10 protein-coding genes are annotated in these 11,530 nt (G+C 72.6%); 3 read left to right on the plus strand and 7 right to left on the minus strand.

Translation table 11 applies throughout. The annotated features are described in order from the left end of the window. Positions 1-357: 357 nt before the first annotated feature. On the minus strand, positions 358-1,413 hold the full coding sequence (locus tag OG948_RS48760; RefSeq protein WP_331771473.1) for a hypothetical protein: 1,056 nt from the start codon (positions 1,411-1,413) through the stop codon (positions 358-360). A gap of 79 nt (positions 1,414-1,492) precedes the next feature. Between OG948_RS48760 and OG948_RS48765 the strand changes: the two genes are divergently transcribed. From OG948_RS48765 to OG948_RS48775, 3 genes are all read left to right on the plus strand, one after another. Further along, complete coding sequence (locus OG948_RS48765; protein WP_331771474.1) at positions 1,493-2,467, plus strand: helix-turn-helix transcriptional regulator; 975 nt, start codon at positions 1,493-1,495, stop codon at positions 2,465-2,467. Positions 2,468-2,648: 181 nt separating this feature from the next. Next, complete coding sequence (locus OG948_RS48770; RefSeq protein WP_331771475.1) at positions 2,649-3,173, plus strand: pyridoxamine 5'-phosphate oxidase family protein; 525 nt, start codon at positions 2,649-2,651, stop codon at positions 3,171-3,173. Positions 3,174-3,262: 89 nt separating this feature from the next. Next, entirely contained in the window at positions 3,263-4,231 is a 969-nt protein-coding gene (locus tag OG948_RS48775; protein WP_331771476.1) for an ROK family protein, read from the plus strand. A 10-nt stretch (positions 4,232-4,241) separates the two neighbouring features. Here OG948_RS48775 and OG948_RS48780 read toward each other — a convergent pair whose 3' ends face one another. From OG948_RS48780 to OG948_RS48805, 6 genes are all read right to left on the minus strand, one after another. Then, entirely contained in the window at positions 4,242-5,795 is a 1,554-nt protein-coding gene (locus OG948_RS48780) for a GMC family oxidoreductase (RefSeq protein WP_331771477.1), read from the minus strand. Between the two features lie 66 nt (positions 5,796-5,861). Continuing rightward, complete coding sequence (locus OG948_RS48785) at positions 5,862-7,340, minus strand: GMC family oxidoreductase N-terminal domain-containing protein (RefSeq protein ID WP_331771478.1); 1,479 nt, start codon at positions 7,338-7,340, stop codon at positions 5,862-5,864. Beyond that, complete coding sequence (locus tag OG948_RS48790) at positions 7,319-7,744, minus strand: hypothetical protein (protein ID WP_331771479.1); 426 nt, start codon at positions 7,742-7,744, stop codon at positions 7,319-7,321. The genes OG948_RS48785 and OG948_RS48790 overlap by 22 nt, the downstream gene beginning before the upstream one ends. After that, positions 7,741-9,156 (minus strand): aminotransferase class III-fold pyridoxal phosphate-dependent enzyme, encoded by a 1,416-nt coding sequence (locus OG948_RS48795; protein WP_331771480.1) that lies wholly within the window; start codon positions 9,154-9,156, stop codon positions 7,741-7,743. The genes OG948_RS48790 and OG948_RS48795 overlap by 4 nt, the downstream gene beginning before the upstream one ends. Further along, positions 9,153-10,544 carry an NAD(P)/FAD-dependent oxidoreductase gene (locus OG948_RS48800; RefSeq protein WP_331771481.1) on the minus strand — a complete coding sequence of 464 codons (1,392 nt, stop codon included), beginning with the start codon at positions 10,542-10,544 and terminating at the stop codon, positions 9,153-9,155. Before OG948_RS48800 ends, OG948_RS48795 begins: the two co-directional genes overlap by 4 nt. Further along, on the minus strand, positions 10,541-11,518 hold the full coding sequence (locus OG948_RS48805) for a glycosyltransferase family 2 protein (protein ID WP_331771482.1): 978 nt from the start codon (positions 11,516-11,518) through the stop codon (positions 10,541-10,543). Before OG948_RS48805 ends, OG948_RS48800 begins: the two co-directional genes overlap by 4 nt. Between the last annotated feature and the right edge of the window lie 12 nt (positions 11,519-11,530).

The raw sequence follows: 11,530 nt of genomic DNA on the forward strand, positions 1-11,530 counted from the left end.
GGTGTCGGCGCCGGTGCGGCGGATGGCGCGGATCGGGAGCCCGGTGCGGCGGAGTCGGCTCCGGCGCCCGCGACGCCGGTCGTCAGTACGAGGGTGGCGGCAAGGACGCCCGCGAAGCGAGTGCGCGTGGCCGAGGCTGTGCTCATCGTCCGACCCTGTTGCACACCGGCGGTGTCCGAGGCACCCGGCCCGCCGACGAAGGCCGGAATCGGACCGATCGGCCCAACCACCCGCCCGCTGCGCCGCGCGGCCGGGTGGTCCCGTACGGGACGAGTCGTGCGTGCTCACCGGCCGCGTCGTCCCAGGCGGCCCGAGTCCCACGACCGCGCCTCGGATGCCCGGCGATCATCCGCGGCTTCAGGACCGCGCGGCCTCGCGGCCCTGTCCCCGCAGTGCCTGGACGGTCCTGGACGCCTGGGCGGCGATCGCGGGGATGCTCGAGGTGATGAACGACCCACCGCCCGCCAAGTCCCCGACCACATGCACGTGCGGGTCGACGGGGGCCAGCCCGCCGGCCGGATGGCGCGTGGCCAGTCCGGTGTCCACCAGGGAGCGCACCAGTTGCCGGGCCGCGGCGGGGACGGCCTGCGGTGCCGGGTTCACGGCGTTGACGAGGGTCGTCGCGGTTCGCTCGCCGCTGCCGGTGCGCACCCGGAACCGCCCGTCGGCCGGCTCGATCGCGTCGACGCCGCGTGTGACGGCGAGTTGGCCGGAATCCAGCAGCCCCATCAGGATGGACGCGTTCACCGGAACCATGGGCGACACCACGCTGTTGACCGTGCGCACGTGGCGGCGCAGCCACGTGCGGTCGGACTCGGGCAACAGCCGCCAGGCGTAGGGGCCGACGCTGTGCGCCGCCTCCTGCAGGACGCGGCGGCCGACTCGCGGATCGTCGATGGACGCGATCTGGCGTCGGAGGCGCCGGACCGGATCCTCGGTTGCGGAGCTGGCCAGCACGGCGGCGAACTCATCGAAATCCTCGCCCGCTTCCGCCGGTTCCGCGCGCAGGAGGCCGATGAGGTCGTCGAGCGAGACGTGCCCCCGCGCCCGGCGCAGCTCGGTCACCCGGTCGGCGGTCACGTGCCGCGGGCGCCTGTCGGTCGGGCGCTGCCAGACGTGCGGCAGCACACCGCCCCGCGAGAGCATGGTGATCCGGCCCGTGTGGCCGCGTGCGGCCGGCGCCACGACGACGTCCACGGCGGTCAGGCCACTGCCGATGACCGCCACCTCGTCCTCGGCCCGAACGCGGTCGAGTGTGTCGGCGAGCGGGTAGGGGTCGGCGGTGAAGCCGGGATTGCCGGCGAGACCGTACAGGTCCGCGGGCGTTCCACCGCCCACGCACAGCGCCACGTCGGTGACTTCGTGTTCCTGCGCGTCGTGTGTACGCAGTACGAGACGGGCCGCTGAACGCACAGCCCCGGTCACCCGGGCACGCACGAGGCGTACCACCCAGCCGGCCGGGCTGCGGCGGAGGGTGCCGTTCGACTGTGCCGTGTGGACCGCCGCCGACTCCGAGACCGGCCTGATCACCGCGCCGATGCCGGTGGAGGACCTCGGCTCCGGTGAGGGTTGCGCCGCGTACTGGGAGAGCGAGCTCCTGGAGGAGAACGTCCTGCCGTTCCGCGACCTCGCCCGCGCGTCCGTACCGGCCGCCGCGTTGCGCGCGGCCACCGGAGACCTGCCCGGCCGTAGCACCCGTTTCCGACGGCTGTTGGCCAAGGGGGGTGTACACGACGAACTGCACGCCGTACTGCGGATCGGGGATCGGCCGTGGGGCCTGGTGAGCCTGTTCCGCACCGCCGACGCCTTCCGCCCCGACGAGACGGCGGTGCTCGCCGAGTTGTCCCGCCCGATGGCCGAGCGGCTGCGCGGGTTCGCCAGGCCGGCCGCGTCCGTACGCGCCACCGACGCCCCCGGGCCCGGCCTGATCCTGTTCGACGAGTCGGGGGAGGCCACGTCGATCAACGACGCGGCCCGGCAGCACCTGGCCCTGCTGCCGGCGGGGCCGTCCTTCCCGTCACCGCTGGGTCTGCGGCTGCCCATCTGGGTGATCGGTACGGCCCTCCAGGCGCGGGCCGTCGCCGACGGCCGCGACCACGGCGACGCGCGCATCCGCATCCGGACCGTGGAAGGCCGCCGGCTGACCTGCCATGCCTCGTGCCTCGCCGGTGTCGGGGGCCGCCCCGGTTCGGTGGCGCTCGTCATCGAGACCGCCACGCTCGCCGACCTGTCGGTCCTGATCGCCGAGGCGTACGGCATGACCTCACGTGAACTCCAGATCACCCGGCTCGTCGCACGCGGGCTGACCACCGCCGAGATCGCAGCGACGCTGTTCATCTCCCCGCACACCGTCCGCGACCACCTCGAGACCGTCTTCACCAAGGCCGCCGTCTCCAGCCGGGGCGCGCTGGTGGCGCGCCTGTTCACCGAGCACTACTGGCCCGCCCTGCCGCAGCGAGGCGCCTGACGGGGCGAGCCGACCCGCCCGACGTCCGGTCGTGGGGCGAACAGGGATGCCCCTATTCCGCTTATCGAATGATGAAAGGGGTTTTGTGGATATTGGTGCGTCATTACAGTGGCGGAAGGGTTCCGAGGTGCGGACGAGGTTTCCGGTGCCCTTCCTTTTCCTTTCGTCGACGGAGGCGCCAATGTCGTTGTCCGATGAGGATCTGTGTGACATCGCGGCGGACGTCCTGCGATCCGTCCGCTACCTGACGCTCGGCACCGCGTCGCGCGGCGGCGCGTCGTGGATGACGCCGCTCGCGCACGCGTGGGATCACCGGGACGCGTTCTACTGGATGTCGCCGGCCGACGCCCGACACTCGCGCAACATCGAGGAGAACCCCGCCGTGTCGGTGCTGGTCTTCGACCTCGGCGCGACCGGCGCGGACCAGGCCCTGTTCGGCAGCGGGACGGCGCGGATGCTCGACGACGAGGAGACGGCGCAGGGGTGCGCGACGTACTACGAGCGGCGATATCCCGATCCGGCCGTGCGGGCGCAGCGCTCGCGCCCGCCGGACGACTTTCGCGGCGCCGCGCCGAATCGGCTCTACCGCGCCGACATCGACGCGTATTCGCTGCTGCACCCGGACGGTCATCCCGTGCACCGCGGTCTGGTCAGCCACCGCGTCCCGGTGCCCTTCAGCACCGCGCGGCTGCGCGGCGCGCGGTGAGCCGCACGTGTCGCGGCCCCTTGTATCGTGACGGCGGGTCGCGCGCACCGGCGGCGACGGCGAGCGCCTGCGAGTGAGGGGTCGCGCACATGCGCACATTCGACGGCAGTGACGTCGTGGTCGGGCTCGATCTCGGAGGCACCACCTTCAAGTCCGCGCTCATCGAGCGGGACGGCACCCACGAGTTCGTCGGCCGCCACCGGCCCGAGCGCGCGGCGGGGCCCGAAGAGGTCGTGGCCGGCATCCTCGACCACGCGGCGGAGTCCGTGGCCGAGGCCGGCCGGCGGGGCGCGGTGGTGCGTGCGGTCGGGGTCGCCTCGTGTGGAGTGGTGGACGAGGCGGCGGGGGTCGCGGTCTTCTCGGCGGCCTACAAGTGGCGCGACGTGCCGCTGCGCGAGCGGCTGGCGGAGCGGCTCGGGCTGCCGGTGGCCCTCGGGCACGACGTACGGGCCGGCGGTGTCGCGGAGGCGCGGTTGGGCGCGGGCGTCGGGCACGACGTGTTCCTGTTCGTGCCGATCGGCACCGGCGTGGGGGCGGCCGTGATGATCGGCGGTCGCCCGTTCGTCGGAGCGCACTGGCAGGCGGGCGAGATGGGGCACATGGTCCTGCGTCCGGGCGGCAGGCGGTGCGGGTGCGGGCAGCGTGGGTGCGTCAGCACCGTGGCCGGCGGACCCGCCATGGAGCGGCGATACGGCGAACTCACCGACGACCCCACGCGCGGCGTCGACGCCGCCGACGTGGCCCGCCTCGCCGCCGCCGACGACCCGATCGCGGGTCGGGTATGGGACGAGATGATCGAGGCGCTCGCGGATACCTTGGCCGCGTCCGTGTCGATGCTCGATCCCTCCGCCGTGGTCCTCGGTGGCGGGATCGCCCGCTCGGGCGAGTTGTTGTCGCGCCCGCTGCGCGCGGAACTCGAACGGCGCCTGACGTTCCAGGTGATGCCGCTGCTGCTGCCGGCGCGCTTCGCGGACGAGTCGGGTTCGCTGGGCGCGGGGTTGCTCGCCTGGGACCTGTTGGCCGCCCCGCCCGCGCCCGCCCGCCCCGCCGCGCACTGAATTCGCCCGCTCAGGCGGTCAGTTGACCGTGTGCGGCGACGCGGAAGGCATTCGCGGCAATGGTCAGACCCGGATTGACCGCGGCCGAGGACGGGAAGACCGCGCTGTCCGCGATCCACAGGTTCGCCACCTCGTGCGCCCTGCCGAAGGGGTCGACGACGCTCGTGGCCGGGTCCTCGCCCATGACCGCCGTGCCGCACTGGTGGGAATTGACGGCCACCCCCATGCGCCGGGTGAACACGAGCGGGTAGCCGGCCCGGCGCATCGCGTCGGTGGTGCGCCGGACGAGTTCGCGGTGCGGCGCGAGGTTGTTGGGCGACCAGTGCACGACGACGCGTCCGGCGTGGTCCAGGGCCACCCGATTCGCCGTGGTGGGCAGATCCTCGCTGGTCAGGTACAGGTCGACGCTGTGTCCGGCCACCTGCGCGAGGATCGGCTTCGGTACCGCGCGACCGAGCACGCGGGCCATCGGTGCCTGGAGCTTGCCGAGTGTCTGCACGTTGCCGAGCGGGCCGTACCCGCTCTTCGAGTCGGCGTACCAGTCGTTGAGCCCGAGGGTCTTCTGGAACACCGTGTCGTTGCGTCGCCGCGGATCCACCGCCACCGCGAACGTACTGTTGTGCACCATGTAGTGGGCGCCGACGCGGCCGGAGCCGTCGGCGAGGCCCCGCCCCGGCGCCGGGCCCGAACGCAGAAGCAGGGCGGCCGTGTTGACCGCCCCCGCGGCGAGCACGAAGCGGTGCGCGACGATGCGCAGTGGCCGGCCGTCGCGCGTGGCGAGCGCCTCGGTGACCCGGGTGCCGTTCGCGTCGGTCCGCAGCCGGGTCACGGTGGTGCGCGTGAGCAGTTCGACGTTGCCACTCGCCAGCGCCGGGCGGATCGCGCACACGTCGGCGTCGCTCTTGGCGTCGAGCAGGCAGGGGAAGCCGTCGCACGTCGCGCAGCGCACACACGCGCCGCCCGGGCGCAGGTCGATGCCGATCGGCATGTCGAACGGGGTCAGGCCCTGGGCACGCAGCGCGTCCGCCAGGCGCGCGATGGCGGGTTCGTGCGCGACGCCGGGGAAGGGGTAGTCGCCGGATCGCCAGGGATCGGTGGGGTCCTGGCCGCGGGTGCCGTGCACGTTGTACAGGTATTCGGCGTCGGTGTAGTGCGGTTCGATGTCGCGGTAGCGGATCGGCCAGGCGGGCGACACGCCCTCGTGGAGTTCGACGGCCTCGAAGTCGTGTTCGCGAAAACGCGGCAACGTGGCCCCGTACACCTTGGTGTTGCCGCCGACGTAGTAGTGCACGCCGGGCCGAAAGGGTTGGTGCGCACCGTCGTACCACTGCTCGTCGCTGCGGTAGCGGCCCCGGGTGAACACCGCCTCGGGTGACCAGTTCTCGTATTCGCGCGGCAGGAAGTCGCCACGCTCGATCACCACGACGCTCGCTCCGCTCTCGCGCAGCGCGTAGGCCAGGGTCCCTCCGCCCATGCCGGAGCCGATGATCGCGATGTCGCAGCGCACGAGGTCGCCGTCCGGTCGCAGCAGCCCGGGCAGGGATGAGGTGGCGGTAATCGGCATGCGGGTGAGGTCCCTTCCGTCGTGAGGGTGGTGCGGCCGGCGCCGTCGGGTACGGGTACGGGTGGGTCAGCGCCAAACGGGGGCGGGCGCGCAGATGTGCCGGGCGAGGATCTCGTGCGCGAAGGCCATGATCGTGCCCTGCGGGCTCACACCGGTCGCACCGGGAAGCACGGCGGCGTCGCAGATGTGCAGGTTGCGCAGGCCGTAGGGTCGGCCGTACGGGTCGCACATCCCGCCGCGGTCGGCGCCGCCCATCGGGCACGAGGCCATCGCGTGCACCGAAACCAGGTCCCACCGGCGCGGGTCGGCGCGGGCCGCGAACGTGTCCACGTCGTCGACGCCGCGCAGCACCTGCCGCTCGGGGGCGTACACCTCCACCGCGCCCGCCGCGAACAGCACTCGCGCGGCCTGCTCCACCGCGAAACGCAGCAGGTCGCGGTCGCTCGCGCGGATGCGGTGGCGCAGGAGTCGGCCCCCGCCGGGCAGCGCGCGGATCCGCAGGGGCCCCGACATGCGCACCTGGGCGGTGTACGTCCCGACGCGGTCGATGTCGGCGAGCATGCCTTCCAGTACGTGCGGCGGATGACCGGCGAATCCGGCGGCCAGCGTGCCGGGGGTGAGGTTGGCGGGCATGACCAGGATGCCCAGCTTGGCGAACTCGCGAAGCTGGGTGGTGAAGATGGTCGCGTCGCGCGCCCGGACGGGCTCGGCGAAACGGGCGTTCAGGCGGACGTTGACGTGGAACGCGGTGTGCCGGCCGGCCGTGCGTTCGTGCACGCGGCTGCGTTGCAGGAGCACGGGTGTGCACAGCGCGCCGGCGGCGAGGAAGACCACCTCGGGCCGGTAGGCGAGGAGTCGGCCGCCGGGGCCGACGGCGTGCACCTCGGTGACGACGCCGGCGTGGTGGACCAGGCGGACGACGCGGGTGTTCGGGTGCACCCGGGCACCGGCGCGCCGGGCTTCGGGCAGGTAGGTCAGGGCCATGCTCTGTTTCGCTCCGGTGGGGCACCCGGTGGCACAGCGGTTGCTGTGCCGGCATTCCCGGATCGCGCGCCGGGCGCCGTCGGTGTGCCATCCCAGGGCGTCGGCCCCGAGGGCGAGCAGGTGCGAGTCGCGGTTGGCGGGGGCGCGTTCGGGGTGGGTGTGCACCGACAGCCGACGGGTGATCTCCCGGGCGTGCGGCGCGAGGTGTTCGGCCAGGTAGCCGTCGATGCCGAAGCGCCGCGCCCAGCGGGCGAGCAGGTCGGCCGGCGGATGCCACAGCAGGCCGCCGTTGACGACGGTGGTGCCGCCGACGCAGCGCCCCTCGCCGAAGGCGATCGCGGGTCGGCCGTGGATCGGGGACAGTCCGGCGTCGCGGTACAGCCGGCGCATGTTCTCGGCCGGGGAACGTGCGGCGAGATCGGAGTCGGGCGCTTCGGGACCCTCTTCCACCACGACGGGTGCGCGGCCCGCGAGCGCGAGTTCGCGTGCGGCGACCGCACCTCCGGCGCCCGAACCGACGACGAGGGAGTCGCACTCGATCACCGTGCGGCGTCGGTCCATGTCCGCTCCCGGGGATCGTCGGGCGTGCCGGCCGCGGGGAGGGGATCCCGCGCGGCGGTCGGCAGCCCGTCCAGGCCGCCGTAGCAGGCGAGGGTGCCGCTCGCGCGCACGACCGTGCCCACGAGCGGCACCCGTTCCAGACGGGTGGCTCCGACCAGCAGGACCTGCGCCGGCGCGCCGGCCAGGCGGCGTCCGGTCACGAGCCGAAAGCACAGCGGGACCATGCGCAGTGCCAGGGTGAACGCGCCGCGATAGGGCGGTGAGAGCGCGGCGACGCTGCCGACGACGTGCGTGCGTGCGGCTTCGGCGGCGTCCGGTTCGCGCAGCGGTGGATATCGCGCGGCCCACACGCGTTCGAGGCCGCCCGCGCGCAGGGCCCGCGCGGCCCGCGCGAGCCGGCTCACGCGCTTGCCCGTTCCTTCACGAACGCGGCCACCAGGCGGGCGGCGCCCTTGTCGAGCACGCTGTCCAGGGCCGCGAGGAACAGGTCGATTTCGCGGTCCTCGACGATCAGCGGCGGCGCGACGATCAACGGCAGGCCGTGGTTGGAGCCGAAGTAGGTGAGCACGTCGTGGTCGCGGTACAGCGCGCCGACCACGGCTCCCGTGACGAGTTTGGCGCGCAGTTGCGGGTCGCGCGCGAAGGACGCGGGGAGCAGGCGCACCAACCGGTCCAGGCGGGTCGGCGCGGCGTTCAGGAACACGCCGTGCAGCCCGCCGCGCCCGGTGGTGGCGGCGACGAGCGTGCTGTGCGTATCGGCCAGTTTGGCCAAACCCTGCCCGAGTCGCTCGCCGATGTGGCGGGCGCGCGCGGGGTAGTCGTCCTCGACCGCGATCGCGACGGCTTCCAGCGCGGTGACGGTCTCCTCGCCGAAGCCGTAGTAGGTGGTGCTGTGCAGGGTCGCGTCGGCCAGGTTGTCGTACGCCCGGCGAAAGAGCGGTTCGCGCGCGACGTAGCCGGAGATCGACGCCTTCCCGCCGCCGAAGGACTTGGACATCGTGACCACGTCGGGGATCAGACCCGGATGGCGCATGAAGTGGAACAGCGTGCCGGTGCGCCCCCAGCCGGTGAACACCTCGTCGAAGACGAGCACGATGTCGAGTTCGTCGCACCGACGGCGTACCGCGCGCAGGAACTCCTCGGAGCACTCGCGGACGGCGGAGGCGCTGAACGGTTCGAGGACGACCGCGTACACGTCGCTGCCCTCGCGCGTGCGGTGCCGGTCCAGGGCGAGTTCGAACGAGTCGAGGTCGTCGAAGGCGAAGTGGTCGGTGCCCGGAAGGCGGGGATAGGGGAAGTGCACCTCGGGGGACGCGGTCAGACTGCCCGCGCCCAGGAGCTTGCCGTGGAAGGAGATGTCGGTGTGCAGGATCGTGCCGCGCCGGCCGCCGTGGTATTTGTACGCGAGCTTCACCGCGCCCTCGACGGCTTCGGCGCCGGAGTTCGGGAAATAGGCGATGTCCAGGTCACCGGGCAGCAACGCGGCGAGGTTGTGCGCGAGTGCGGCCACGTAGGGGGAGAGGAAGTTCTTGTGCACCTCCATGGCCCGGCGCCGGGCGAAGCGCTCCCGGGCGGCGAGGATACGCGGATGGTTGTGGCCGTGGCTCAACACGCCCACACCGCCGGTGAAATCGAGCACGCGGCGGCCGTCCCGCAGCGTGATCCAGGCACCCTCGGCGTGATCGACGAGTTCACGGCCGAACCCGAAGGCGCCGATGAGCGACACCTGACTGCGGCTGACGTGGCGGCGATACAGGTCGTGGACCTCGTCGATCGACAGCCGCTCGCACGCCTGCGCATCGAGCAGTTCGCTCACGTGTCGCCTCCGATTCGTACACTCGCCAGGCCGGTGCGCCGGCGGGTGCGGGCCCGGTCCGCGATCAGCCTGCCCGCGTTCCTGCCCTGCCGTACGGCGTAGTTGGTGCCCCGGTCCTCGGGGAAGACCTGAGCCATGCCGGCCATGTACAGACCGGGGATCTCGCATTCCACCTCCGGCACGACGCGTGAGTAGTTCGCGGTGATCACCGGTTGCGCGTGGTCCGCGCGCCACACGTGGTAGTCGTGTATCCAGGCGTCGCGGAAGCGGGGGAACATCCGACGCAGGTGCGGAAGGCTGTAGGCGAGTACCTCGGCGTCGCTCATCCGATACAGCTCCGCGTCGGCGGGCAGGTATTTGGACAGGTAGACGATGTGCCGGCCGCCGTAGCGTCCCGGGTCGTCGAAGTTGGTGTGCTCGATGACCCCCACGTAGGGGAACTCGGGGTCGTCGACGTTGAGCCAATAGGTGTCCGAGAGCGCGTGCGTGTTCTCCAGGACGAGGCAGATGTTCGCGAGATAGGGGATGTTCCCCAGTCGTCGGCGCACGGCGGGCACCGCGAGGTGGGCGTCGTCCTGACCGTCGAGCATGTCGGCGAGCAGGCCGGGCGCGGTGGTCACCAGGACGCGTCGGGTGGCGAGTACCTCGTCGCCCACGCGTACGCCGGTGACTCCGGTGTGGTCGACCTCCACGGCACCGACCGGACTGCGCAGGCGCAGGTCGACCCCGAGTTGGCACAGCCGCGGTCGCCACACGTCGAGCAGCGCGCCGCATCCGCCGCGCAGGTAGAGCAGCATCTCGCGGCCGGACCTGCCCCGGCTGCCGCCGCGCAGGTGCAGTTTCGTCCACATCCACGTCGCGCCCACCTGGGAGGCGTACGCGCCGAACTTGCCCTCCAGGAGCGGCTGCCACACACGTTCGTACACGCGCCGGCCGCCGATGCCCACGAGCCACTCCTCGGCGGTGAGCGCCTCCAGTTGGCGCCAGTGCCGCACGCGCGCCGCGCGCACGACCATCAGCCCCAGGCGCACCCGGTCCGCGGGCGGCAGCGGCGCGAAGCGCAACACGTCGAGTGGGCTCGACAGCCGGTGGATCGTGTTCGCGTGATAGAAGCCCGTGCGGGCGGGGTGGCGTTCGATCAGGTGGGCGCTGCCGAGCTCGGTGAGCAGCCCGAACATGTCGTGGTCGGACTCGAACCAGTGGTGGTAGAAGCGTTCGAGGCGCCCGCCCGCGACGTCGAAGGTGCCGGCCAGGCCGCCGATGCGGTCCTCGGCCTCGATCACCAGGGTCTTCAGGCCCGCGAGACCCAGTTCGTGCGCCGCGGCGAGCCCGGTGAAGCCGGCTCCCACCACCACGACGTCGAACCGGCGGGGGCCGCGGGGGGTCACGACACCTGTCCTTCCGAGTCGGCGAGCACGGGGACGGGCTTGACGGCGGGTTGCGACATACGCCCGCCGACCACGTACGCCGGGCGTCCACGTGCCTCCTGGTGGACCATGCGCAGGTACTCGCCCAGCACGCCCAGGAGCACCGCCTCACACCCGAACGTCCAAGCGGCGACCGGCATCGGTCGACGGCGCAGCACACTGGTGAGCGCCGTCCCGCCGAGCCACGCGACACCGACGGCGGCGGGCAGCCGTGCCGGAGCGGTACTGCACGTCATCAGGCCGCAGCGGGACAGGGCCGCCATCTTGCGCAGCGTGTACTTGGACCGGCCGGCCGAGCGCGGTTCGCGGCCGTACTCGACGCTGGTCTCGGCGTAGCCGGCCCAGCCGACGAGCCCGCGGATGTAGCTCGGGTCGCCGGGCAGCCCGGTCAGGGTCTCCACGACGGCGCGGTCGAGCAGGCGAAAGTCGCCCGTGTCCACCGCGACGGGGTGGTCGGCGAGCAACTCGAGCACCCGGTAGAAGGCGTACGCGGTGCCGACCTTGAACCGGGAGTCGCCGAGGCGTTCGGTACGCCGGCCCGAGACGACGGCCCAGCCCTGGGTCCAGCGCTCGACCATTTCCGGGATGAGTTCGGGCGGGTCCTGCAGATCGGCGTCGATGGTGATCACCGCGTCGCCGCGCGCCTCGCGCAGACCGGCCATGATGCCGGGCTGTTGGCCGAAGTTGCGGGTGAATCGCACCAGGCGCACGCGTGGATCCGCGCGTGCGACGCTGGTCAGGACGTCCCACGTGCGGTCGCGGCTGCCGTCGTCGACGAAGACGATCTCGTGCTCGGTGGCCTCCAGGGCCGCCATCACCTTCGAGATCCGGCGATGCGTGCGCGCGATCACCTCCTCTTCGTTGTAGCACGGCACCACGACGCTGATCAGCGGTGTGTGCGGCGCCGTGGGCGTCCCCGGGTTTCGTTGCGACACGATGCGTACTCC

This window comes from Embleya sp. NBC_00888, from assembly GCF_045207655.1.
Lineage (GTDB): Bacteria > Actinomycetota > Actinomycetes > Streptomycetales > Streptomycetaceae > Embleya.